Genomic DNA, 24,508 nt, shown 5'->3' with positions numbered 1-24,508 from the left:
AAATATAAGTAAATAGTTATTAATAAATTTTTTTAAATAAAAATTAAGTTAATTATAAAAAAAATAAAAGAATATTCAATTATTCAATTATTAACGACAAGAAAAATAGAATAAATAGAAAAAGGAAAAAATAAAAAGATTTATTTAACTAATAAAACTGGAACTTTACTTGTTTTAATTAAACGTTCAGCTACACTACCAATAAAATTAGTTTTATCAACACCACGAATAAAAGAATGATTACCATAAGCAGGTAAAACTACTAAATCAGCACAAGTTTTACGAATAATTACCTCAATATCACGTAAAGCATCCCCTGTAATTAAATGCTCCACAACTTCAATATCATACTCTTTAGCCTTATTAGTGATTTTAGATAAAAGATTATCACCTTCATCTTCAAGAGCATCATAACTAAATAATGACCCTTCATCTAACACATGAACTGCTGCAATTTTAGAATTATACTTACTAGCTAAATCAATTGCTATATCAATAGCTTTATCCGCATATTCTGATTCATCTATAGGAACTGTTATAACATCAAACATAAAAAAATCCTCAGTAATTTTTACATTAAATAATCAGCATGACAATACTTAATAAAATCATCCACTAATTTATCAGGTTTTCCATCATCTAATAATTTCCCATCATCCATAAAGACTGCTCTGTTTGCAAACTCTTTAACAAAATCAGTATTATGTGAAACCATAACTACTGAGAATTTTAAACGTTTTGCTAAAGTTTTTAAACTATTAGTAACTGTACGTAAAGTAATTGGATCTAAATCCCCAAATGGTTCATCAAGTAATAATATTTCAGGTTTACTAATTAATTGTAAAGCTAACATTACCCGAACCTTTTGACCTCCAGATAATTCATAAGATTTTCTATCAAGAATATCCATAGATAAATTTAAATCTTCAAAAATCTCTTTAACTTCTGATTCCACATCACTAGATGGGAATTTAGGGAATAATTCATCTAATATGCCATGAGGCAAACCAACTTTCATTAAACGATCAGATGCTTCATTTGCAGGTAAATCTGTAAGTAAGTAAATTGCATCTAACAATTCATCACTTAAATTAATTTCCTTAGCACGTGATTTAGCTTTATCCATTAATTTACGATTTTTATAACCTAATTTTGTTGCTAATTGTTCACGAACAGTAGAATAATGAGTTAATGCAAACTCTTGATGCATAAATGTTGATTTACGACGAATATCTAAACGACTAATACTTGCATTTCCAATATTAACCCATTCAACAGAATCATCCTCTTTAACTAATTTATATAATATTTCGCCTTTATCAGGTACCTCTAATCCACCTAACATTCTAAGTAAAATAGTTTTACCTGCACCACTTGGACCTATAAGTGAAAGAATATCCTGTTTATATACTTCAAGATTAATATCTTCCATATTTAACACATCCCCCCCAGTTAATAGGAAGAAACGCTTAAATAAATCTTTTACATTTATTATACATTCATCAGTACTTTCAATATTTATATCATTTACAGGTTCCATGTCTTTAAGGAAATTTTGAATTACTGGTTCCACTTCCCCTTCATCAACTATTTTACCATTTTCAATATGAATTAAACGATCAGATAAATATTCATGAATTTCAGGTAAATGAGATACTAAGACAATAGTAATACCTAATTCTTTATTAATATTCTTAATAGCATCTAATGTTTCTTGTTTAGTTTTAGGACATGCCATTGTAGCAGGTTCATCTAATAATAACAATTTAGGTTTTTTAGCTAGTTCCCTAGCCATAATAAGTCTTTGTTTTTCCCCACCACTAAGTACAGTACCTAAATGATCTTTTTTATCATACAAACCTACAAGTTTTAAAAGTTTTAATGCTTCATCACCGTAAAGTTGTTCAGCTAATTTAAAATCACACATGGACTCATCACCATATGTATTTGCATATAATTTACGTAAAACATTATTATAAGGTGTTTCAGGCCATATACCAAAATTTCTTTGCAAATGTATAGCAGTAATTTTTTTTAATTCATGATAATAATGTGGTGTAGTGTCCGGTGTTATATGTAAACGTTCTAGTTGTATTTCACCTTCTTCAACTGGTTCCACTCCTCTTAATGTTCTAAGTAATGTAGTTTTTCCAGACCCACTTCGACCGATTATTCCAAGTATTTCACCTTCTTCTACTTCAAATGATATACCATCTAAAGCTTTTACTTTTTCCCCATTATCTAATTCAAATGTTTTACTAAGATTATCTACTTTAAGCATCACGATTTTACTCTCCAAAAGTATTAGATTATTATAAAAAAATATTTTTATTACATTTAGTTATTATATTATGTATCTTATAATATAAACTATAAGTTATAAATTTAATCAATTTTTTGATATGATACTTCAACAACATCATATAAATTTAGAACATCAACTTCCATATCTTTCCTTAAAAAATGAATATCATAATAATTATCAATGAAAAATGTATCAAACTCATTAATTTTTATATTATTAATGATTAATGCATAATCCTCAATAATTTTATATCTAACAGGAGCTAAAGGATGAGCACAAACTTTAGGTTGTGCTTGTAATATAGAACTTAATTTTGATAAAAATTGTTTTTGCAACATAAAAAAAGTTTAAAAAAAAATGTTTTATTCTGAATTTATTGGATAAAACTCAGTATATTTTGTGTTTCTCTCAACAGGATCTCTACCAATATTTTTAGCTAACCTTTCAAGATTTTGAATATTTGTTTCAACACCGTCAGGTGCTCCACTAGCAGCAGATAATTCATCTCCACCTAATGTTCCACCTAAATCATTGGCTCCTGCCATTAAAGATACTTGTGCAAAACGAAAACCCATTTTAACCCAACTTACTTGAATATTAGGTATTAAATCATGATACATTAAACGGGAAACTGCATATAATTTCAAATCTTCAGTTCCAGTAGCTCCTAAATTTTCTTGTCCTTCAAGGAAGATTGGAGAATGTTCATACATAAAAGTCATTGGAATAAATTCAGTAAATCCATGAGTTTTAGATTGTATTTGTCTTAAGATATCCATGGTTTTAACACGTTCTTCAATTGTTTCAATATGTCCATACATCATAGTTGCAGAACCGGGTATTCCAACTTTTTGAGCAGTTTCAACAATATCTATCCATTGTTGAGTAGTTACCTTTTTCGGACAAATTATTTTACGTGCACGATCAGTTAAAATTTCTGCAGCAGTTCCAGGTAATGAATCTAAACCCGCTTTTTTAAGAACTTGAAATGCTTCTTTAATATCCATTTCAGATACTTGTGCAGCATCATAAATCATTGTAGGTGAAAATCCATGAATCATAGTATTAGGATAATGATCTTTTAATAGTTTTAGTAGATGTTCATAATAATCTATATCTGCTTCTGGAAGAACTCCCCCCATTAATGTGAATTCATGAGCTCCAGTTTTAACAGCACTATCTGCTTTTTGAATTATTTCTTCATCTGTTAAAATATATGCTTCTGGATCGTTTCTACTTTTTCCAAAGGCACAGAAACCACACAGTACTTTACAAACATTTGTAAAATTTAAATTACAATTATTTATAAAAGTAACTTTATTTCCTACAACATTTTCACGAACTTTATCTGCTGCGGCTAATAATCCAAATAAATCTTGACCCTGAACATTAATTAAATAGTTAGCTTCATCAACACTAATTGGTTCATCTATAGCATTGTCCAATATTTTTTTAGTCTTATCATTAAGTTCTAAATCAAATTTCATATTTAGGATTATAAATAATCTTTAATAAAAAGCTTTCTATTATAAGTATGTGTTTGAATATTTTTTAAAATGATTTAAAAAATTATTTTTTTTAGTTAAATTTAATAAGATGTTTTTATAAGAATAAATAGTAATGATAGAAAAGAAAAGAGGGTTACTTATTGGTCGTATGCAACCCGTTCATAATGGCCATATACAAGTAATTAAAGAAACTTTAAAAGATGTAGATGAAATTATTATTGGTATTGGTAGTGCTCAATTATCCCATACTCTTAAAGATCCATTTACTGCTGGTGAACGTGTTATGATGCTTACTCAAGCATTATCTGAAAATAGTATTAAACATAGACATTATTATATTATACCTATGGAAGATATTCAATTAAATGCTGTTTGGCCGGCTCATGTTAAAATGATGACTCCTCCTTTTAGTAAAGTTTTTACAGGTAATCCTTTAGTTGATAGGTTATTCAGAGAGGAAGGTTATGATGTTACTCGTCCACCTTTGTTTAACCGTGAAGAATTATCTGGAACTGAAGTTAGATATCGAATGTTACATGATGAAAATTGGGAAAGTTTAGTGCCTCAAGCCACTGTAGATATTGTGTCTGAAGTTGATGGTATCCAACGATTAAAAGATCTTTCTAAAAAAGAAGTTAGTGATCTTAAAAAAAGAGAATAAATTTAACATATTTTTTCTAAGTTTATAAATTTTTTTCAAATAAGTTTAAATGTAGTTATAAAAAACAAAAATATATAACAATAGTTAATAAAAATTATATTAATATATAATATGGTGAAAATTATGATAATAAAAATAATCCCAAAAGATGACGATTACATTGAAACAAAAGATTTAGTAGATGATTTAAAGAAAAACCCAAAAGTAGATGATAGTGGAGCAATATTCACATTTGAAGGATTTGTAAGGGGTAATGAAGAAAATAAAACTGTTGAAAAACTCATACAAACAATTCAAGATAAACAAAAAGCAGAAAAAGAAATGGAACAAATAGCAGAAGCTGCAAAAATTAAATATGGAGTATTCCAAATAAACCTCGTGCATTATATAGGAGAATTTTACACCGGCGATCCATTATTTTTAGTTGCAGTACTTGGACCTCATAGAGGTGAAACATTAAAAGCTATGAGTGAAGTAATAGAAAAAGTAAAACATGACTTAGGCTTTAAAAAAGAAGAAATAAGCAGCCAAGGGAAAAAAATAATCCTTGCAGGCGGATAAAAAAATTAAAAAAATTAAAAATAGTGGATTTAAGCTAATCCACTATCATGAAGTTTATCTACAAATCCTTTTACTGTACCATCAAACTTAAATTTAATTAAAACACTAACAATAAATGTTATAAGTGGATAAACAATTAATTTAAGCATTGCAGCTGTAAAGTTAGGCCAATACATACCAAGCATGACCTCTCTTATTGCATCAATACAATAAGTCATAGGTAAATAATTATGTGCCATTCCAAAGAATGAAGCCATAATTTGAATTGGGTACATACCACCAGTACCTGATATTTGGAGCACTAATATAATAATAGCTAATGCTTTACCTCCATTATCAAATAAACTGATTAATGAATAAACTATAGTCGTACAAACAATTGATCCAAACAGAACCGTTAAAACAAATAATAACGGATTTGCAACTTCCATTCCAACTAATAGACATCCGGAAGCAGTTACAATTGCTTGTAACAATCCTATTACAATATATAAAACCATCCGTCCAAAGTACATTTCTACTGGTTTATATATTGGATCATTATATCTAGTTTTAAGAATAACACCTGACATAATTGCTCCAAGCCATAAAGCTAAAGAAATATAAAATGGGGCAACACTAGAACCATAATTATCAACTGGATAAACTGCTTTTCTATCAATACTCACAGGACTATAGAAATAATTATTTGCTCCAGACTCATTAACTGCTGAAAGTTTACTTAATGATGTTTGGACAGGTAAACTAGCACCAACTGTAGCAACTTGTGTTAAAGCTTGATTACCTACTGTTTGACTAATCATATTATTAAGATTTGTTTGAATTTCCTTAGCACCTGAATCAGTCATACGACTACCAACAGGACTAATTTTCTCATTAACAAGATATTCTAAACTAGAGGGTTGTGGATTTTGACTAGTGATACTTAGAACGCTCTCCGTAAAATTATCTGGAACAATTATCGCAGCATAATACTTTCCACTGGTCACACCATCTCTTGCATCAGTTTCATTAGTAAATTGCCAATTAAATTGATTATTATCTTTTAACTCATTTACTAAATCATTCCCAAAATTTTGAGATATACCATTATATGTTGAACCATCATCTAAGTTTACTACAGCGAAATCCATATTACCAGTTTTACCATAAGGATCCCAACATGCTTGAACGTTTAATACTGCATAAAGAGAAGGTAAAATTATAATTGCAATTATAACAATAATAATTACAGGATTTTTTAATGAATTTTTTGCATCATTTTTTATGATTTTCCATATATTATTTAACATTTTACTACTAACTCCCCCTAAAAAACTATTTTTATTTGTGAAATTTATTTAAGGTTAATTTAATTTATTGAAATCCCATTTAGGAATATATTTAGGAAGTCTTCCACATAACTATCTTCAGATTGGTCTAAATGAACACCATAAACTTTCAATAAAACTAATGATTCAAACATTACACTATAAATATTTACAGCAGCCATTTTAGGATTAATTTTTCTTATTTTTCCTTTGTTTATTTGATTTTGGAATATTTTAGTTAAATTATTAATTATTTTTTCAGAAAATTGTGCTAATGCTTTTCGGTGTAATACTTCAACATTGATTTCTTCAAAACTTATTTTTATAAGATTCATTTCGTCTTCAAACATTTTCTTGGATTCAATCCATAACTGTTTAATATAATCCCTTAAATCCAAGTTTGGGTCTATACTAAATAGATTATCTGTTTTTTCTAAGAATCTTTGAAGGTAAGCTTCTTTAGATTTAGCAATTAAATTATTTTTGTTTTTAAATTTTCTAAAGATAGTTACTTCACTGACTTTTGCTTTTTTAGCTATTTTCATTGTTGTTGTGCCACTTAATCCTTCTTCATTTAAGACTTGAATTGTAGCATCTATTATTTTTAGTGATGTATCATCAACTTCCATAATGTAAGTAAGTACTTACTAACATATAAATGTTTGTAAAAAAAGAAAAAAATTAAAATTTAATAAAAAGCCCAAAACCTTTATCTAAATCCATAACATTAACATTACCATTCAATTGACCAACTAAACTCTTAACAATAGTAAAACCTAAATTATCAAAAGAACCAACATCAACATCACTAGGTAAACCAACACCTTCATCAAAAAATTCCAAAACAATAGAATCAGAATCATCATTATAAAGTTTAACATGCAAAATACCAGTTTCACCATTTGGATAAGCATGATTAATAGTATTAGTACATAATTCATTAACAATTAAACTTAACAAAATAGCTTGATCCATGCCAACATAAATAACCTTAGCAAAATCTAAATCCAATGAAATATTACTAGACTGAAAATCATTTAATAAATTAGTTAATATAATCTCAATAAAATTAGCATTAGATAAATAAAGAGGATTGTCACTATTGTAAATTTCTTGATGAACAATACTCAAAGCAGAAATACGAGCACTAGTCTTTTTAAGAGTCATTTCTGGAGAACCTGGATTATTCATAATTTCAAGATCAATAAAACTACGAATTAATTGAAGATTATTACGAACTCTATCTTGTAATTCTTTTAAAAGCCTCTCATTATCAGAAACAGTCTTTTCAAGCTGAATACTATTTAAATAATCATCAGTTTTAGGTTGAGAAAAATTATAAATCTTATCAGCATACATAACAAATACAGATTCTAAATAAAAAATCAAATGATTATCCTTATAAACTTTAATCTGAGTCTCCCTAGTTTTACCATCCTCATAAACATTTTGTAAAATTCCCAAAATACCTAAATCTTTAAGATTACGATAAACATCTGAAAATTTACAACCTAAATAACTGCCCTTGTTTTTAACAACATTAGAAAAATCATCATTATCCACATATTGGAAAAAAAAGTCTTCATCATTATCAATAGGTACTAAAATATGTATATGAAAATTTAATTTATCAAATAGTTTTAATGGAAGAAAATTATAATCTAAAGAATTATTTATTTCCAAAAACTTAGGTTCAGGAATTTCACATATAGGTTCATAATCAGATATAACCTCAGATATTTTATCAAAAGTAACAATTTTAACTTCCCCAGTCTCCATATGTTTACATTTTATTTCAAACAAAAATTAGAATCTCCTTAAAATTTAAAATTAATTTTGATGAAAATCATCTATTGCACCATCAACAATTTCAATGATACTTTCAGATAAATTTGGATAATTAGAACTTATTGGTAATGGAATATTATCACAATAGATAACTTCTAAACCTGCATCTAATGAATCTTTAGTTGCTACATCAACAGCGGCAGCTTTTAACTCAGTTAACATAACATCCACATTATTTATATTTTTCTGAATATCCTTTTGTAATAAGGGCCTATTTGAAAGATATGGTGTTGTAGCAACAACTTCACAAGAATATTCTTTTTCTAAATATGAAACCAAAACATCTTTAACACTACTTGGAGCTGTAGTTGCAAATAGTACTTTTTTACCTTTTATATCACCTAAAGGTTTAGGGCGAAATACTGTTGATATAATTTTAGAGTTAGGATTAATTTCTGAAATGAAATTTTCTATTTCTTTAATTTTATCATGTGAAGCCATAGGTTCTTCACACATTGTTAAAATAATTAAATCTGCTAAATTTATACGGAAAGGACCAAAAAAGTTTTTAATATTCATTAAAGGTTGATTAGCACCAATAAGAACAATGTTCTTATTTGTTTTTATAGGAGGTATAGCTGCTCCACTACCCTCAAAAATAACAAATTTATTCTCAACACTGTTAGCTATTTGAGCACCTTTTTTCATATTAGTTAAGAATACTTCTCCAGCCATACCTCCACCACATCGGCGACAACCAATAGTGAGTATACGACTCATTAAAGCATCTTCCCAATGATCACTTGCAGCATGAACACCCTTTTCTGATTGTTCAATCAAAAATTCAGGTGTTATTTCAAATGTATCCCCATGAACAACTTCTGGTTCTTCAGGACCTCCCCTACCCATTGCAACAACACATGGTTCATAACCTAATTTATCTATTAACCTTGATAAATATCCTGAAACTGCAGTTTTACCAATACGTTTACCTGTTCCTAAAATTTTAAGGCATGGTTTTTCACATACTTCATATTGTGTTATAGGTTCAAATTTAAAATCAGGACCTTCATAAGGTATTCCTTCAGCAAGAATTCTAGAAGCTATATTAAAACGTTTAGTATAATCCAATACAGGTTCATCACTTAAATCCATAACAGAATCAGCATGATATTTTCTTATTATTTCAGTTATCAAATTATATGGAATCTCACTTTTATTTTCACCAAAATGAACCGGTAAACCCATCATTTCAGAGTATAAATCAGCATTATCTGTTTTAAGTTTCTCTGTTCCGCCAATAAAGATTACGGCTACTACATCTATATGTTCCAAATTGTTTAGGGTATCAATAGCAGATTTAGTAACTGGAAGGTAATGTTCTCCATCTACTAAACATACCATTTTATTAAGAGACATTTTCAATCAAATCCATAAAGAAAATTTTTTTTTAAATAATAATTTATATAAACAATATAATTATTAAAATTTTTGTATAACTCATATAAAAATTTGAAAAACAAGATTTTTATAATATTCTTTAACCTGAAAAAATAGTAATTTAATAATAAATAATTTAGTAAATTTTAAAAAAAGGATTTATAAATAAATAATAATTAAAAATTATTTACTTAATTCTTGAGCCATTAACTCTTTTCTTGATCTTCTTACAAGATCTTGAAGTGCATTTGATACATTTGGAGGTATTGTATCTGGATCTTTTTCTAAAATTACTTCACCTATTATGTTACATAAAACAAAAATAGCATGTTTATGTTCTGCTTTAGTTTTATGAATATGATGAGGACTAATCTTAAGAGCAAGGTATTCTGCACAATTTTCATGAACCCTTTCGTCAGTGTCTAAATATTTTAATACATATACTAAAAATTGATGTAATTGAATCATTTCATCTTTATACATACATTTAACCCTTTTATAATATTTTTTCTTTAAATTTTTGAGTTTGAAACATCTTTTTTATAGTTAAAAAGATTAAAAACTTTTAATTTTAGTATTATTTTTTATTTATTTAGAATAATTTTTTGATAAATAATATATTCAAATTCTAATCAAAATCTTTTATCTATTTTAGATTTATAAGAAATGATATTTAAAAGTTTCCAATATCATATATAAACCTTATCATATTAAACTAATAGTAAAAGTATATATATTAGAAGGTTATTTTTTAAAAAAATTCTTAATTTAAAGATAAATATTTATTAATATACTATAAAAAATAATTAATAATATATAATTATTATAATAAAATCAAATAATCAATCAAAAAAAAATAGGGATTGGAAAATATTATGGAAATTACAAAATATGATAAAAAAGATGTGAAAATTTTAACTAAAAGATCACAATCTGATGTAAATCAAGTATTAAAAACAGTAACAGACATTATAAATAATGTTAAAATTAATAAAGATAAATCTGTGAAGGAATATACTGAAAAATTTGATGGAGTATTTGTAGAAGATTTAAAAGTTACAGAAAATGAAATTAAACAAGCATATGAAAATTTAGATGAAAATTTAATAAATTCATTAAAATCAGCAACAGAAAATATAAAAAAATTTCACACTGCACAAATTCCAAAAGAATGGAGTATGGAAGTTAAACCTGGAATAAATGCAGGGCAAATAATAAGACCTATAAATAGTGTAGGATGTTACATTCCCGGTGGAAGAGCAGCTTATCCATCAAGTATACTAATGACTGTAATACCTGCAAAAATTGCAGGAGTTAAAAGAATAATTTGTTGCACACCTCCTAATAAAGAAGGTAAAATATTAGATGCTATTTTAGTAGCAGCAGATATAGCAGGAGCAGATGAAATCTATAAAGTAGGAGGTGCACAAGCAATAGCTGCAATGGCGTATGGAACAGAATCAATAAAACCTGTTGAAAAGATTGTTGGACCTGGAAATGTTTTTGTAACTGCAGCAAAAAAATTAGTCTATGGAGAAGTAGATATAGAATTCCCTGCAGGACCATCAGAATTATTAGTACTTGCAGATGAAACTGCAATACCAGAATACATTGCATATGATATTCTATCACAAGCAGAACACGACCCTAATGCTTCTTGTTTCTTTGTAACTCCAAGTAAAGAATTGGCTGAAAAAACTAAACCATTAATTGAAAAATATGCAGAAGAAGCTGTAAGAAGTGAAATAATTAAAGAATCATTGAATAAATATGGAAAAATATTATTAACTGAAAATTTAGAAGATGCAATTGATTTTACAAATGAATATGCACCTGAACATTTAATAATAACAACTAAAAATGATACACAAACATTAAGTAAAATTAACAATGCAGGAAGTATATTTATTGGAAAATATTCCCCGGTTGCAGCTGGAGATTATGGATCTGGAACTAATCATGTATTACCTACTGGCCAAGGTGCAAGAATGTATTCTGGTTTATCCACAGAAGCATTTCTTAAAAAACCTACAATACAAACATTAACACTTGAAGGTTTAAAAGAATTAAGTAAAACAATCCTACCAATAGCTGATTATGAAGGTTTTGCTGCTCACGGCGACAGTGTTAAAGTAAGAATTAATAAAAAATAAAATTCTTTTTTTAAAAATTTTTTAAATTCAATTGATTTAGAATTAAATATAAAACTTCTGAATAAAAAATAATGTAAACCATTTTAAATAAACAAGTTTTCACCATATTCTTAAAAAATTTGTCTTATACTTTTATAAACTAAAAAGATTATAAATTAATATAGTATGTTTAAATTAATAACAATACTAAAAAAATACTAAATTTTATTTTATTATATTAACAGAATAAGGAGAATTATAATGGAATACTTATTAAATGATTGGAGAAGAACCCATTATACTAATAAAGTTAATCCCACAATAACTGGTGAAGAAATAGTTATAATGGGATGGGTTCATGAAATAAGAGACCTTGGTGGAATCATATTTGTACTTGTCCGTGATCGTGAAGGTATGATACAAGTTACAGCACCAAGTAAGAAAGTTACAAAAGAAATATTAGAAGATTTACGTGGATTAAGCAAAGAATCTGTTATTGCAGTTAAAGGTAAAGTACAAGATTCTAACAAAGCACCTAATGGTGTAGAAATAATTCCTGAAGAAATTAAAGTATTAAACCTTGCACAACAACCATTACCAATGGATCCAACTGAAAAAGTTAAAGCTGAAATTGATACAAGATTAGATTCTAGATTCCTTGATTTACGTGTAGCTCATGTTAGTAGCATCTTCAAAATCAAAGATAACATGTTCAAAACTGTTCGTGAATACTTTGATGAAGAAGGTATTATGGAAATTCACACACCTAAACTTGTAGCTAGTGCTACAGAAGGAGGAACTGAATTATTCCCTATCACTTACTTTGAACGTGAAGCTTTCCTTGGTCAATCCCCTCAATTGTATAAACAAATGATGATGAGTGCTGGATTCGATAAAGTATTTGAAATTGGTCAAATTTTCAGAGCAGAAGAACATGATACTTTAAGACATTTAAATGAAGCTGTAAGTATAGATATGGAAGCTAGTTTCATGGATGATAAAGATGCAATGGAAATATTAGATAAAATGATTTCTCGTGTATTAAGAAGCACTAATGAAAATTGTAAAGATCAATTAGAAATCTTAAATCAAACATTAGATATACCAGAAGGACCTTTCCCTGAAGTTAAATATGATGATGCTGTAGATATTGTTAACAGTAAAGGTGTTGAAATGGAATGGGGTGAAGATTTAAGTAGAGCTGGTGAAAAGGCTTTAGGTGAAAGTCAAGAAGGATTTTATTTCTTAACTGAATGGCCTACTGCTATTAAACCATTTTATGTAATGCCTCAAGAAGATCGTCCTGAAATTAGTCATGCTTTCGATTTAATGTATAAAGATTTAGAAATTTCATCAGGTGCAACACGTATACATCAATATGATTTACTTAAAAATCAACTTGAAGCTAAAGGTTTAAATGTTGATGCATTTGCAGATTATTTAAAAGCATTTAGATATGGTATGCCTCCTCATGCTGGTTGGGGTGTAGGTTCTGATCGTTTAAATATGGTTTTAACTGGTGTTGAAAACATTCGTGAAACTGTTCTTTTCCCTAGAGATAGACGTCGACTTACTCCTTAAGTTTTTTAGTAATAAATTTTTGAGAAGAAAAAATATATTTTTTTCTTCTCTTTTTTTATACAAAAATAATTAGTTCGTTAATATACTTACATAATTATTTTTACAAACACCTCATAATATCAAATCAATTAAAACAAAAAAACCAATGAAATAAGATATAAAAAACAATACAAAGTATAAAATAAACAAAAGGAAAACAAAAATAATTAAAGTATTATTCTTAAAACAAAAAAAGATAAAAGCATATATACACTTAAAAATGAAAAAATTATTATTTGTGTAAAAAATTTAAAAACCGCTTGGATAAATTATTATTTAAAATAACACCACTAAACTCAGGATAATCCTCTAAAAATTTCATAAGCTCTTTTTCATGATACTCATTAATAAGACGTTGAGCTTCAGTATTATTATAATTACTTAAAGTATCCTCTTCAAAATGACGAATCTCTTCACGTTTCCTATTTTTAAATTCTAAAACTTCAGGAGGAATTTTAACATCTTCCATCAATAAAATAAGTTTATATCCTAAAGAATTACTTTCATTACCAATACATTGATTAATTAACCTTGGCATAACTACAGGTTCACAAAAAATTTTTTTATAAATTTCAATATAATGATCTAAAATATAATCAGAATCTAATTTCATAATATGTAAAACATATTCAAAAAATAATTAATAAACTTTATTATAAAAAAAATCCATTTAAGAAAAAATAAAGAATAAAATACTAGAAAAAATAAAAAAGATAACTAAATAATAAAGAAACAATTTAGGAAATAAAAAATTATGAAAACATATTCAATATGCATTATCGGAGGTGGACCCTCTGGAATGATGGCAGGATTAAGTGCAGCAAAAAACTTAAATAATGGCAAAACAATTGCAATTATAGAAAAGAATAATGATTTAGGTCAAAAATTATTATTAACTGGTGGTGGACGTTGCAACATAACAAACGAAAAACCAATTAAAGACCAATTAAAATTATATGAAGAAAAAAACTTTTTAAAACCTTCATTTTATACATTAACAAATACAGATTTACTTGAAATTTTTGAAAATAAAGAAGTTACATTTAAAACAGAAGACAACGGCAGAATATTTCCCACTACAGATGATGCTCATATTATAAAAGGAGTATTAAAAGAGTATCTTGAAAATTTTAAAGTGAACTTAATAGTTAATACAACTGTAAAGTCAATTAATCTTAAAGACTCTAAATTCCAAATTCAAACAAATAATGAAGAATATCAATGTGATAAATTAATAATTACAACAGGTGGAATAGCTTACCCAAATACCGGAAGCAATGGTGATGGATACATATTCGCAGAAACCTTAACACATAGTATAAGTCCAATTAAACCAGGACTTGTAAGTTTAAATATAGATGATAATCACTTACACAAATTAGCAGGAGTACAGTTAAGTAATGTTACAGTTTCATTTAAAGATAAGAAAAAGAAGATAAGTAAAACTGGTGATATACTAATATCTCACAAAGGATTAACTGGACCAGCAATAATTGATTTAAGTAATGAAATAATGAAAAAAAGTAATTATGACATATTAAACAATGCAACAGATTTAGATGAAATAAAAATAAGTGTTGACTTAAAACCTAAATTAACAGAAAACCAATTAAAAGAAAAAATAACAAAAGATATGCCAAATCATGGAAAAACTAAAGTTAAGAATTATATGCAAAAATTAATGACTAACAGTTTTATAGGATATTTTTTAAATCAAGCACAAGTTAGTAGTAACAAAACTATGAGTAATCTTACACGTAAAGATAAAAATCGTATAGTTAATAATTTAAAACATTTCCCATTTATTGTTTCTGGAATCTTTAAAGAAGATGCTAAAGTTACTATAGGTGGAGTAAAAATTGATGAAATTAATAATAAAACTTTAGAATCAAAATTAAATGAAGGATTATATTTTGCAGGTGAAATTTTAGAACCTGCAGGTCCTACTGGAGGATATAATTTACAATTATGTTTTAGTACTGGTTATCTTGCAGGAAAAAGTGCAAGTGAAAGTTTAAAATAAAAATAATAAGTTTTTTAGATTATAACAATCAATATTTAATAATATATTAAAAATATTAAGGGGAAATATAATATGAGTTATCGAGAAGAACATGACGGATATTGTCCTGAATGTGGAATGAATTCTATAGTACAAATAGTTGATGAATATGGAAATGTTGAAGATGAATATTGTGCAATTTGTGGTTATGCAGGTATAGGTATAGAAGTTTACGATTAAATTAATTTTAAATTAAACAATTTTTTTAGAACAATAAATATGAAAAATTTTAATTAATAAAGAGTAGTATAAATAAGAAATGTGATAAAAATGTTTATGGGAGCTTCAACCAATCAAGGAATGGATATTGCAACAAAAAGTCGGGAAATTATTAGAGAACTTATTAAGGATGATGTTAAAAATTTAAATCCTATAGAAACAGATATTGTTGAGCGTATTGTTCATTCAACTGCTGATCCCGAATATGCTAAATTAGTAAGTATAAGTCCTAATTTTGTTAATGTTAGTATTAAAGCTTTGAAAAACAATGAAGATATTTTAACTGATATTAACATGGTTAAATCAGGAATAACTCAATATGATGGTGATGTTTACTGTTATATTAAAGATGAAAAAGTTAAAGAAATAACTAAAAAATTATCCCAAAAAGAACCTATTACACGTGCAGCAGCTGCAATTCAATATGCAGCAGAAACTGGCTTTGAAGGAATAATTGTAATAGGTAATGCTCCAACTGCACTTTTAAAAGCTATTGAATTAAAAGAAACTGGAGAATTAAATGTTAAAAGTATAATAGGAGTTCCAGTAGGATTTGTTGGAGCAGCAGACAGTAAAAAAGTATTACAAAAATCAGATATACCAAATATAATAACTAACGGCCCAAAAGGCGGAACACCAATAGCAGTTGCATGTGCAAATTCATTAATCCAAAATAGTAAAAAATAATTACAAAAATAAAGGAAGTTCAAAAATAATGTATTCAGAAGAACTATTTAAAATATCAAAAGAAAATATGCCCGGAGGAGTTAGTTCACCTGTAAGAGCATATAAACCATACCCATTTTTTGCAAAACAAGCAAGTGGTAGTAAAATTACAGACATTGATGGTAAAACATATATTGACCACTGTCTTGGATATGGGCCATTAATACTTGGCCATGCAAATCCAAAAATAGTAGAAGCCATAACAGATCAAGCCCAAAAAGGAACATTATATGGAGTACCTACTGAAAATGAAATTAAATTATCCCAAGAAATAATAAATCGTGTCCCCTGTGCAGATATGGTTAGATTCTGTAATAGTGGAACTGAAGCAACTATGAGTGCAATTAGATTAGCTAGAGGGTATACTGGAAGAGATAAAATAGTTAAGTTTGAAGGAACATATCATGGTGCCCATGATTATGTATTAGTAAAATCAGGTTCTGGTGCAGCAACACACCCAGATAGTAAAGGAATACCTGAATCTACAACACAAAACACTTTGAGTGTACCATTTAATGATGAGGAAGCATTAAAAGAACTTATTGAAGAAGAAGGAAACAACATAGCATGTATTATTATGGAAGTAGTAATGGGAAATGTGGGATGTATAAAACCTAAAAAAGGATACTTAGATTTCATAAGAAAATTAACAATAGATTATGGGATAATATTAATATTCGATGAAGTAATTACAGGTTTCAGATTATCATCAGGAGGAGCACAAGAATACTTCGGAGTAACTCCGGATATTTGTACTTTTGCAAAAATATTAGGAGGAGGTTTACCAATTGGAGCAATAGCGGGGAAACAAAAAATAATGGAATTATTTGCACCTAATGGTCCAGTGTACCAAGCAGGAACATTCAGTGGAAACCCTTTATCTATACGAGCAGGTATAACAGCACTCGAACAATTAGACAAATCATTCTATGATACTTTAAACAAAAAAGGAAACTTATTAAGACTCAGATTAAAAGACAATATTGAAGATTTAGGTCTAAACTTACAAGTAAATGGAATAGGAAGTATGTTTCAAATATATTTTAACCCAGAACCTGTAACAAATTATACTGAAGCAAAAAAAAGTGACAGTGACTTATTCACCGATTATTTCCATGAATTACTTAAAAATGGAGTATTCATAGCACCAAGCCAATTTGAATGCTGCTTCCTAAGTGGAGCACACAGTGATGAAGACCTTGAAAAAACATCTTATGCTATAGAAAAAAGTTTAAAAACAATATATCAAAAGTAAATTATAGGAAGATTAAAAAAAATCTTCCCATAAAAAATTTAATTAATAATCTTCTATAGTTTTATTATCCTTTTTTGCATACTCTTTCATGAAAGTTGCTTGGGCATTAACTTTTTTAGATCCTTCAGCAATTTTATCATAGAATCCTTCACGATTTAACTTACGAGCTTTAACATTATCATGTAAAAAGACATTAAGAATATGGTAAATTTGTTTTTTCACTTTTTTATCCTTAATTGGAGTAGCAATCTCTACACGTTTTTGTGTATTACGTGTCATCATATCTGCACTACTTATATACATTTTAAGTAAAGATTCTGGAGATTTTTTTGAATCATTTTCAGGTTCACTACCAAAACAATATATTCTTGTATGTTCTAAAAATCTACCCACAACACTAATAACTGAAATATTATCCGTATGTCCAGGAATACCTGGAACAAGAGTACAAATTCCTCTAATAATCAATTTAATTTTAACTCCCGCTTGAGAAGCAATTTCTAATTGATCTATAACTTTTTTATCAGTCAAACTATTCATTTTCATTATAATAATTGCTTTTTCACCATTTTCTGCTTTTTTAATAGTTTTACGAATATTTTTTAACATTGCTTTACGAAAACCATAAGGTGCAACAAGTAAATTTTTATAATCCCCTTTAAGATTACCTGCTTCCATATTCTTAAAGAATTCAACTGCATCTCCACAAATACCTTTATTAGAAGTTATGTAACAAAAATCAGAATAAATTTTACTAGTTTTTTCATTATAATTACCTGTACCAATTTGAGCAGTACAAGAAAAGTTACCATCATCTTCACGTCTTGTAATAAGACAAATTTTGCTGTGGACTTTAAATTGATCAAATCCATATAAAATATTACAACCTTCTTGTTCTAAAAGTTCAGTATATCTAATATTGTTTTGTTCATCAAAACGTGCTTTAAGTTCCATTAAAACTGTAATCTTTTTACCATTATCTGCAGCTTCCAATAAGTATTTTATAACTTTACTAGTGTTACTTAAACGATATATAGTCATTTTAATACTAACAACTTTAGGATCTCTTGCTGCTTCCTTAAGCAATTTTAAAAATGTATCCATAGATTCATAAGGATAAAATATTAATACATTTTTCTTTTTAATTTGTGGAATAATTGGATCATCAGTTAACTCATTAGTAATCCGTTGTGTATAAGGAGTATAAAATAAATCCTTAAAATAATCATGACTAACATTATTGAAAATTTCTTTAGTATAAGACATTTCAAGAGGAGTGTTTGAAACAAAAGATTGATTTAAATTTAAATTCAAATAATTACATAACATTAACCTAAGATAAGGATTAACATTTTTATAAATTTCTAAACGTATAGGTGCTAAACGATTTCTTTTTTTAAGAATACTTTTCATATGATGTCTGTAATCCTCATCATCATCTAATTTTTTAGTAGATAAATTAATATCTGCATTACGTGTTACAGAAATTATTGCCTTTTCTGCTACTTCATAATTACTGAAAATCTCATCAACATGTTTTAAAATAACTTTTTCAAGTAAAATAAAACGAGCTTTTTTAAGATTTCTAATTCTATCAGGAGCAAAATTTTTCATACCCTCATCAGGATAAATTACTCTAGGAAGTGAATTAGGGATAGGAACTACCGCATGATAAATACCATATTCATCCTTTAATTCTAAAACAATATTTAAAGCTTTATTTTTTAAATGAGGGAAAGGTTGATTATCACCTAACATCAATGGGGAGAGTACAGGTAATATGAATTCAGTGAAATAATTATCAACAAAAGTTTTTTCTTTTTTTGTTAAATCTTTATAATTTAAATTTACAATACCGTGTTTACTAAGATCTGTTAGTATATCATGATAAATTATATCTTGTTTTTGGTATAATTTTACAGTTTCTTCATAAATTTTATCTAATTGCTCTTGAGCACCCCACCCGGTTTTATTATCATAATAATCAGGATCATTGACTAAAGTTAAATCATAAAGAGTTCCACATCTAACCATATAAAATTCATCAAGATTACTGGTGAAAATACTTACAAAATTTAATTTTTCTAATAAAGGAACATCCGGATCTTCTGCTTCTTCTAAAACCCTTTGATCAAATTTCAACCAGGAAAGTTCACGATTTTGTGTATATGAACAAATAAAACCTTTATTCTTATTCTTCTTTTTAGACATTAAAATTACTCACTATCATTAATTATTTTAGAATTTAAATATCCTTCACGAACACCAAATTTACAAGCTTGTATTTCCCTTACACCAAAATAATCACATATTGCATCAATTACAATTAAACCAGGAACTAAAGTATGTATACGTGAAGCTTTAACTTTTAAAATTTTCATATAAGTTTTTTTATCATTATGTTTCAAGTCTTTTTCTACTTCTTTAAGTAAACTTGAAAATATTAAATTATTTGATTCATCTTGCAAACCTTCAGATATTAATAATTTTTTTATAGCACGTATAGTACCACCTACACCAACCATATTCTTAATTTTTAAATGAGGGACTTTTAAAACTTTTAATTGATGAAATACCTCTTCTCTAATATCTTCAGCTTCTTCATATGTAGGTAACATATGATTTACATATTTATTAAAAAGACTTAAAGAACCGATTGGTAAACTAAAAGTTAATTTAGATTTGGAATCTTCAAAGATAACAATTTCAGTACTGCCTCCACCTAAATCTATTAAAACTCCATCTTTCTCTTTAATAGATGAAACAACTCCTTGAAAACTTAATTGCGCTTCTTCTTTACCTGAAATTAATTCAATACTAATTCCAGTTTTATCTTTCACTTGTTTTAAAACATTATCTTTATTTTTAATATTACGTAAAGATGCGGTAGCAAAAAAATGATAATTTTTAATATTTAAAAAGTCTAAAATTTTTTTAAAATCTTGAATAGTACTTATTAATATTTTAATCCCCTGTTCATTGAGGATTTTGTTTTTTTTATAATTAATTAAACCTGCAGATACCTTTTTTGAAAGCATTAATTCAAAATTTTCTTCATTTATATTATAAACATTTAAACGTATAGTATTAGAACCTATATCAACTATACCAGTAATCAAATTCTCACCTATCATAATTAATATTATAGTACAATATTATATTTAAAAATTACAAAAAATTTTAAAAAATAGAAAAAATATTTAGATTTTTAATTATTGCCTTCTTCAACTTCTTTTTCAAGAGCTTTAATATGATTTTCATCAGCAGGATTAATATCCATATGTTTAAAGATTTTCCAAATTAATCTTAGGATTAATACTAAGAGATAGGATGATATACTTAATACAGGTGAATAAAAACTTAAAATAATTGCTAATCCAGATGCAATAACGGGATACAAAATTATAAACATTAGAGTACGCATATATGGCTTCATTTGAACTCTAAAATTTTTCATGATAATATCTTTTTTAAATGAATGTATAAACATATAAAGGTATAATAAGGATACTATAAAAATTAATGATGCAAAAATAATATCTGCTTCAAAAAATGTCCAAAATTTTGCTAAAAATTCTGTAGCAAATGGAATTAAACAAATAAATGCTAAAGCAACTAAATTGATATAGTAAACTGTATTATCAATTTCTTCAATGATTAAAAGTAAATTACTATTAGACCAGAAGTTAGCTATTAAAAAGAAACTTATAAAATACATTAATATTGAAGGTCCTAAGGATTCAATTATATAAGTAGTCATTTGGTAATTGGTAGTAATTACATTAGCTGAAGGTACTGCAATACTCAAAACAAGTATTGTCATAGCAATAGCATAAATTCCATCAATTAACCCAGATAAACGATCTGGAGCATGCTTAATCAATACATTTCGTGGCAAATTTATCACTTCAATTAGTAGTTATTTTATATTTTATAATTTCTACTATTAAAATTATCAATACAAAAATAGTTAATCCTATTTTATATTAAAAATTAATCACACTATACTAACTTCAATAATCACTATTAAAAATTTGTTTATGAATTAATGCTTAGTATTTTTGAAGTAATCTTCTACTTTATGTAATTCAGTCATTATATCAATATCTTGTGGACATTCTTCTAAACATTGTGCACAATTTTTACATTGATCTGCTCTACTTTTTTCAGTTATTACATCAAAGTATTGATTAGAAATTTTATCTGGTTTATCAAATACTTTTGATTCATTGTATTCATGAAAACATTTAGGTATGTTTACTCCATGGGAACAAGGCATACAATAATTACAGTAAGTACATGAGATTTCACTAGAGTGACGAAATTCATTGATTATTTTTTTAAGGATTTTATTATCTTCTTCTGTGAAATATCCTGGTTTAGCTTTGTTTGCTATTTCAATATTAGTTTTTACTTGTTCTAATGTACTCATTCCACTTAATACACAATTGATATGTGGCATGTTCCAAAGATATCCTAATCCCCATTCTATTGGTGATTTAATATTGTCACTAGCATTCATTAATTCTTGAACTTTTGGAGGTATATTATTTACTAATGTTCCTCCTCTTAGAGGTTCCATTATCATATTTCCTATTCCATTGTCTCCAACGTAATCTATTGTTTTTTTTCCACTTTTATATTGTGTGTCTAAGTAGTTCATTTGTGTGAGTACTACTTCCCATTTATCATAATAATTCATTACTTTCTGGAACAGTTGATAATCTCCGTGATGTGAAAATCCAATATGTTTTACTTTTCCTTCAGATAAGAGGTTGTCTAAAAATTCATTAAGATACCCAGTAAACATTAGTTTACCCCATAGGTTTGTTTTAATTCCATGGAGCATGTAAATATCAATACAATCTGTGTTTAATCTTTCTAATTGTTTGTTGAAGTAATAATCTAAGTCTTCTTTTTTATTGATTGGGTATAATGGTAGTTTACTACTTATTAATACTTTTTCTCGATAACCCATATCTAAAAATTCGGATAAGAATGGTTCGGATGCTCCACCATTTTCATCTAAGCAGTTGCCATGATAATCAAATCCTGTATCTAATATGTTTATTCCATTATCAATTCCATAAGATAACATTTCAGAGGCTTTTTTAGTATCAATTTTTGTGTTGTCACCAATTAATACTGGTAATCTCATTAGTCCAAAGCCTATTTGTGATACTTTTTCTCCTGTTTTTCCTAATTCTCTGTATTGCAATTTTTTGTATCCTCCCTTTTTTTATCTTAGTACTAAATGAAGGGTTTATGTTATTACTTTTTTTATAAATTATTATATAAAATTATTATCTTGATATTAAATAAATAATAAAAAGTATTACTTAATCTATAAAAAAAAGGAAAACCCCATAGAGTTTTCCCTTAACAATTAATAAATTCATTAGTTATTAACAATTGAATTAAAACCTTTCGTATAAAGCAATTGTATAAATGAACCTTTAGGCCATACCACAATATTTCCTTTATTATACTGAGTAATAGCCATTTGCATCATAGTATTACGAGTAGCAGGATCTTGAACAGCATTAGATAAACCTTCAACAACCGTTATAATAGCTTGACCCCTAGTATTGTTATTTTGATGTTGATCTTCCCGAACAAAATCAAGTACATTAACAACTGTAGGAGTTCCATTAATCTCTAACGGACCCGCAGATTTAACAATTGCATCAGCAGCTTCCACATTAACCAATACAACAGCATCTAATTTAACACTTTTATTATATTCAACAATTTCTTTAACATTTTGAACACCTTCATCTGTGTCATTATACCACAATGCATCATGGAGCAACATTTTTCCACCATTATCTCTAGCACCCGTATTAAGAGCTTCAGTAGGCTCGTTTTTAGTAGGATGTCTCATACCATGAGGATAAATTGGAGTATAATGTGAAACTGAACCATTTTCCAATGTAATAATATAAGCCATATCAACAGCACCCATTCCAGGACGCTCCTCAGTTTGATCCACTGCACAAACTAATATTTTCTTTTCACCTTGAGTTAAATCCCCACCATGGTCAAAAAACATTTGTCCAGCAATAACTACTAAAATTAAAGCGATTATAGAAATTAAAATCGCTATTAATAGTTTATTTCTTCTCTTCATAAAAAAATCACTTAAGTTAATTTGATTAAATAATCAAATTATAATTTTAAACTTCATTTAATATAAATTTAAGTTTTTTAAAATTATATTTAATGATTAATTCTAAATTTAAAAAAAAGTAAGAAATAACCTTAAAATTAAAAGTATATTCTAAGGTTACCTTGGAAATATTGAGAGGATGCAGCTCCTGCCATTTTAATTAATTTCATCGGATTATGTGTTGCATTAATTAGTGCATCAGCAAAAGATAAAACAGCATCTCCCCTACTTGCACCTTGGACTTGATCTTCACGTATAAGATCTATACCTGAAGCATTTACTACTTGACCATTATATTCTAATGGTGAAGCCGCTTGTATAATTGCATCTAAAGCTTTTGTATTTATTAAAATTACCGGACCAACTGATTGATTTGTATTATATTCAACTATTTCTTTTGCATATTGGGCTCCTTGTTTTGTATCATTATTCCATAATGAATCATGTAATAATAATTGACTTCCCGCCCCTTCTGCTTGCGCCTCGGCAGGTTCAGATGCAGTAGGATGAACCATTCCAGATGGATAAATTGGAGTATTATTTCCTCCAGTTGTACTTATTAAATATGCCATATCAACAGCACCCATTCCAGGCCTGTTTTCAGATTCATCAACAGCACATACTAAAATATTGGATCCACTACTGTCTCCTAAGAAAATTCCATTAAAGACAAAGAATATTAATCCAAATAATATTATTATGAGTAATAGGATTGCTATCTTCTTTTGAGTTCCCATTTTTGAATCATCTTC

Annotated in this window: 24 protein-coding genes; 8 read left to right on the top strand and 16 right to left on the bottom strand. The window is 27.4% G+C overall.

The genetic code is table 11. From position 1 onward, the window contains the following. Nucleotides 1–140: 140 nt before the first annotated feature. The 4 genes from BP997_RS02025 to cofH form a co-directional block, all read right to left on the bottom strand. Nucleotides 141–551: a universal stress protein gene (locus tag BP997_RS02025; protein ID WP_409198839.1), complete on the bottom strand. Its 411-nt coding sequence runs from the start codon at nucleotides 549–551 to the stop codon at nucleotides 141–143. Between the two features lie 20 nt (nucleotides 552–571). Beyond that, nucleotides 572–2,281 carry an ATP-binding cassette domain-containing protein gene (locus BP997_RS02020; protein ID WP_413825855.1) on the bottom strand — a complete coding sequence of 570 codons (1,710 nt, stop codon included), beginning with the start codon at nucleotides 2,279–2,281 and terminating at the stop codon, nucleotides 572–574. A gap of 104 nt (nucleotides 2,282–2,385) precedes the next feature. Then, nucleotides 2,386–2,643 carry a hypothetical protein gene (locus BP997_RS02015; RefSeq protein ID WP_409198838.1) on the bottom strand — a complete coding sequence of 86 codons (258 nt, stop codon included), beginning with the start codon at nucleotides 2,641–2,643 and terminating at the stop codon, nucleotides 2,386–2,388. Nucleotides 2,644–2,667: 24 nt separating this feature from the next. Next, nucleotides 2,668–3,792: a 5-amino-6-(D-ribitylamino)uracil--L-tyrosine 4-hydroxyphenyl transferase CofH gene (gene cofH / locus BP997_RS02010; RefSeq protein ID WP_413825773.1), complete on the bottom strand. Its 1,125-nt coding sequence runs from the start codon at nucleotides 3,790–3,792 to the stop codon at nucleotides 2,668–2,670. 136 nt (nucleotides 3,793–3,928) lie between these two features. On the opposite strand from cofH, the gene BP997_RS02005 reads away from it, so the two are divergent. Both BP997_RS02005 and BP997_RS02000 read left to right on the top strand, forming a co-directional pair. After that, on the top strand, nucleotides 3,929–4,474 hold the full coding sequence (locus tag BP997_RS02005; RefSeq protein WP_409199076.1) for a nicotinamide-nucleotide adenylyltransferase: 546 nt from the start codon (nucleotides 3,929–3,931) through the stop codon (nucleotides 4,472–4,474). Between the two features lie 123 nt (nucleotides 4,475–4,597). Further along, nucleotides 4,598–5,035 (top strand): molybdenum cofactor biosynthesis protein MoaE, encoded by a 438-nt coding sequence (locus BP997_RS02000; RefSeq protein ID WP_409198836.1) that lies wholly within the window; start codon nucleotides 4,598–4,600, stop codon nucleotides 5,033–5,035. 29 nt (nucleotides 5,036–5,064) lie between these two features. Here the strand turns inward: BP997_RS02000 and BP997_RS01995 are convergent, their stop codons facing one another. The 5 genes from BP997_RS01995 to BP997_RS01975 form a co-directional block, all read right to left on the bottom strand. Then, nucleotides 5,065–6,327 carry a YhgE/Pip domain-containing protein gene (locus BP997_RS01995; RefSeq protein WP_409198835.1) on the bottom strand — a complete coding sequence of 421 codons (1,263 nt, stop codon included), beginning with the start codon at nucleotides 6,325–6,327 and terminating at the stop codon, nucleotides 5,065–5,067. A 59-nt stretch (nucleotides 6,328–6,386) separates the two neighbouring features. After that, nucleotides 6,387–6,974 carry a TetR/AcrR family transcriptional regulator gene (locus BP997_RS01990; RefSeq protein ID WP_409198834.1) on the bottom strand — a complete coding sequence of 196 codons (588 nt, stop codon included), beginning with the start codon at nucleotides 6,972–6,974 and terminating at the stop codon, nucleotides 6,387–6,389. 52 nt (nucleotides 6,975–7,026) lie between these two features. Further along, on the bottom strand, nucleotides 7,027–8,148 hold the full coding sequence (locus BP997_RS01985; protein ID WP_409198833.1) for a sensor histidine kinase: 1,122 nt from the start codon (nucleotides 8,146–8,148) through the stop codon (nucleotides 7,027–7,029). A gap of 27 nt (nucleotides 8,149–8,175) precedes the next feature. Next, on the bottom strand, nucleotides 8,176–9,552 hold the full coding sequence (locus tag BP997_RS01980; RefSeq protein WP_409198832.1) for a 2,3-diphosphoglycerate synthetase: 1,377 nt from the start codon (nucleotides 9,550–9,552) through the stop codon (nucleotides 8,176–8,178). A 204-nt stretch (nucleotides 9,553–9,756) separates the two neighbouring features. Next, a complete protein-coding gene (locus BP997_RS01975; protein ID WP_409198831.1) occupies nucleotides 9,757–10,056 on the bottom strand; it encodes a UPF0058 family protein in 300 nt (99 codons plus the stop codon). A gap of 392 nt (nucleotides 10,057–10,448) precedes the next feature. Between BP997_RS01975 and hisD the strand changes: the two genes are divergently transcribed. Next, nucleotides 10,449–11,726: a histidinol dehydrogenase gene (gene hisD / locus BP997_RS01970; RefSeq protein ID WP_413825778.1), complete on the top strand. Its 1,278-nt coding sequence runs from the start codon at nucleotides 10,449–10,451 to the stop codon at nucleotides 11,724–11,726. 240 nt (nucleotides 11,727–11,966) lie between these two features. Continuing rightward, nucleotides 11,967–13,286: an aspartate--tRNA(Asn) ligase gene (gene aspS, locus BP997_RS01965; RefSeq protein ID WP_409198829.1), complete on the top strand. Its 1,320-nt coding sequence runs from the start codon at nucleotides 11,967–11,969 to the stop codon at nucleotides 13,284–13,286. Between the two features lie 271 nt (nucleotides 13,287–13,557). Here aspS and BP997_RS01960 read toward each other — a convergent pair whose 3' ends face one another. Then, on the bottom strand, nucleotides 13,558–13,938 hold the full coding sequence (locus tag BP997_RS01960; protein ID WP_409198828.1) for a hypothetical protein: 381 nt from the start codon (nucleotides 13,936–13,938) through the stop codon (nucleotides 13,558–13,560). Nucleotides 13,939–14,079: 141 nt separating this feature from the next. On the opposite strand from BP997_RS01960, the gene BP997_RS01955 reads away from it, so the two are divergent. From BP997_RS01955 to hemL, 4 genes are all read left to right on the top strand, one after another. Next, a complete protein-coding gene (locus tag BP997_RS01955; protein ID WP_409198827.1) occupies nucleotides 14,080–15,348 on the top strand; it encodes an NAD(P)/FAD-dependent oxidoreductase in 1,269 nt (422 codons plus the stop codon). Between the two features lie 72 nt (nucleotides 15,349–15,420). After that, nucleotides 15,421–15,567: a hypothetical protein gene (locus BP997_RS01950; protein ID WP_409198826.1), complete on the top strand. Its 147-nt coding sequence runs from the start codon at nucleotides 15,421–15,423 to the stop codon at nucleotides 15,565–15,567. A gap of 90 nt (nucleotides 15,568–15,657) precedes the next feature. Beyond that, nucleotides 15,658–16,293: a cobalt-precorrin-8 methylmutase gene (locus tag BP997_RS01945; protein ID WP_413825780.1), complete on the top strand. Its 636-nt coding sequence runs from the start codon at nucleotides 15,658–15,660 to the stop codon at nucleotides 16,291–16,293. Between the two features lie 28 nt (nucleotides 16,294–16,321). Then, on the top strand, nucleotides 16,322–17,587 hold the full coding sequence (gene hemL / locus BP997_RS01940; RefSeq protein ID WP_409198824.1) for a glutamate-1-semialdehyde 2,1-aminomutase: 1,266 nt from the start codon (nucleotides 16,322–16,324) through the stop codon (nucleotides 17,585–17,587). A gap of 42 nt (nucleotides 17,588–17,629) precedes the next feature. On the opposite strand, the gene ppk1 is transcribed toward hemL, so the two are convergent. The 6 genes from ppk1 to BP997_RS01910 all read right to left on the bottom strand — a co-directional run bounded on the left by ppk1 (nucleotide 17,630) and on the right by BP997_RS01910 (nucleotide 24,493). Next, entirely contained in the window at nucleotides 17,630–19,798 is a 2,169-nt protein-coding gene (gene ppk1, locus BP997_RS01935) for a polyphosphate kinase 1 (protein ID WP_409198823.1), read from the bottom strand. A gap of 5 nt (nucleotides 19,799–19,803) precedes the next feature. Beyond that, nucleotides 19,804–20,706, bottom strand: a complete 903-nt coding sequence (locus BP997_RS01930) for a phosphatase (protein ID WP_409198822.1) — start codon at nucleotides 20,704–20,706, stop codon at nucleotides 19,804–19,806. An 89-nt stretch (nucleotides 20,707–20,795) separates the two neighbouring features. Next, the gene (locus BP997_RS01925; protein ID WP_409198821.1) at nucleotides 20,796–21,485 is read right to left on the bottom strand and encodes a TMEM175 family protein; all 690 of its coding nucleotides are present in this window, start codon (nucleotides 21,483–21,485) and stop codon (nucleotides 20,796–20,798) included. Nucleotides 21,486–21,632: 147 nt separating this feature from the next. Further along, on the bottom strand, nucleotides 21,633–22,805 hold the full coding sequence (locus BP997_RS01920; RefSeq protein WP_413826792.1) for an aldo/keto reductase: 1,173 nt from the start codon (nucleotides 22,803–22,805) through the stop codon (nucleotides 21,633–21,635). Nucleotides 22,806–22,985: 180 nt separating this feature from the next. Then, nucleotides 22,986–23,717: a DUF4012 domain-containing protein gene (locus BP997_RS01915; protein WP_409198819.1), complete on the bottom strand. Its 732-nt coding sequence runs from the start codon at nucleotides 23,715–23,717 to the stop codon at nucleotides 22,986–22,988. A gap of 137 nt (nucleotides 23,718–23,854) precedes the next feature. Then, nucleotides 23,855–24,493, bottom strand: a complete 639-nt coding sequence (locus BP997_RS01910; protein WP_409198818.1) for a DUF4012 domain-containing protein — start codon at nucleotides 24,491–24,493, stop codon at nucleotides 23,855–23,857. Nucleotides 24,494–24,508: the final 15 nt, after the last annotated feature.

Origin of the sequence: Methanobrevibacter sp. UBA412 (assembly GCA_002495685.1) — an archaeon.
GTDB lineage: Archaea > Methanobacteriota > Methanobacteria > Methanobacteriales > Methanobacteriaceae > Methanobrevibacter_A > Methanobrevibacter_A acididurans.
The sequence above is the reverse complement of the archived record's forward strand: the minus strand, read 5'-3'. Positions and strand labels throughout refer to the sequence as shown.

What these genes read in the sequence shown, in the direction of transcription:
- BP997_RS02025 (WP_409198839.1), bottom strand. Translation starts at nt 551, where the DNA reads ATGTTTGATGTTATAACAGTTCCTATAGATGAATCAGAATATGCGGAT.
- BP997_RS02020 (WP_413825855.1), bottom strand. Translation starts at nt 2,281, where the DNA reads ATGCTTAAAGTAGATAATCTTAGTAAAACATTTGAATTAGATAATGGG.
- BP997_RS02015 (WP_409198838.1), bottom strand. Translation starts at nt 2,643, where the DNA reads ATGTTGCAAAAACAATTTTTATCAAAATTAAGTTCTATATTACAAGCA.
- cofH (WP_413825773.1), bottom strand. Translation starts at nt 3,792, where the DNA reads ATGAAATTTGATTTAGAACTTAATGATAAGACTAAAAAAATATTGGAC.
- BP997_RS02000 (WP_409198836.1), top strand. Translation starts at nt 4,598, where the DNA reads ATGATAATAAAAATAATCCCAAAAGATGACGATTACATTGAAACAAAA.
- BP997_RS01995 (WP_409198835.1), bottom strand. Translation starts at nt 6,327, where the DNA reads ATGTTAAATAATATATGGAAAATCATAAAAAATGATGCAAAAAATTCA.
- BP997_RS01990 (WP_409198834.1), bottom strand. Translation starts at nt 6,974, where the DNA reads ATGGAAGTTGATGATACATCACTAAAAATAATAGATGCTACAATTCAA.
- BP997_RS01980 (WP_409198832.1), bottom strand. Translation starts at nt 9,552, where the DNA reads ATGTCTCTTAATAAAATGGTATGTTTAGTAGATGGAGAACATTACCTT.
- BP997_RS01975 (WP_409198831.1), bottom strand. Translation starts at nt 10,056, where the DNA reads ATGTATAAAGATGAAATGATTCAATTACATCAATTTTTAGTATATGTA.
- hisD (WP_413825778.1), top strand. Translation starts at nt 10,449, where the DNA reads ATGGAAATTACAAAATATGATAAAAAAGATGTGAAAATTTTAACTAAA.
- aspS (WP_409198829.1), top strand. Translation starts at nt 11,967, where the DNA reads ATGGAATACTTATTAAATGATTGGAGAAGAACCCATTATACTAATAAA.
- BP997_RS01960 (WP_409198828.1), bottom strand. Translation starts at nt 13,938, where the DNA reads ATGAAATTAGATTCTGATTATATTTTAGATCATTATATTGAAATTTAT.
- BP997_RS01955 (WP_409198827.1), top strand. Translation starts at nt 14,080, where the DNA reads ATGAAAACATATTCAATATGCATTATCGGAGGTGGACCCTCTGGAATG.
- BP997_RS01950 (WP_409198826.1), top strand. Translation starts at nt 15,421, where the DNA reads ATGAGTTATCGAGAAGAACATGACGGATATTGTCCTGAATGTGGAATG.
- BP997_RS01945 (WP_413825780.1), top strand. Translation starts at nt 15,658, where the DNA reads ATGTTTATGGGAGCTTCAACCAATCAAGGAATGGATATTGCAACAAAA.
- hemL (WP_409198824.1), top strand. Translation starts at nt 16,322, where the DNA reads ATGTATTCAGAAGAACTATTTAAAATATCAAAAGAAAATATGCCCGGA.
- ppk1 (WP_409198823.1), bottom strand. Translation starts at nt 19,798, where the DNA reads ATGTCTAAAAAGAAGAATAAGAATAAAGGTTTTATTTGTTCATATACA.
- BP997_RS01915 (WP_409198819.1), bottom strand. Translation starts at nt 23,717, where the DNA reads ATGAAGAGAAGAAATAAACTATTAATAGCGATTTTAATTTCTATAATC.
- BP997_RS01910 (WP_409198818.1), bottom strand. Translation starts at nt 24,493, where the DNA reads ATGGGAACTCAAAAGAAGATAGCAATCCTATTACTCATAATAATATTA.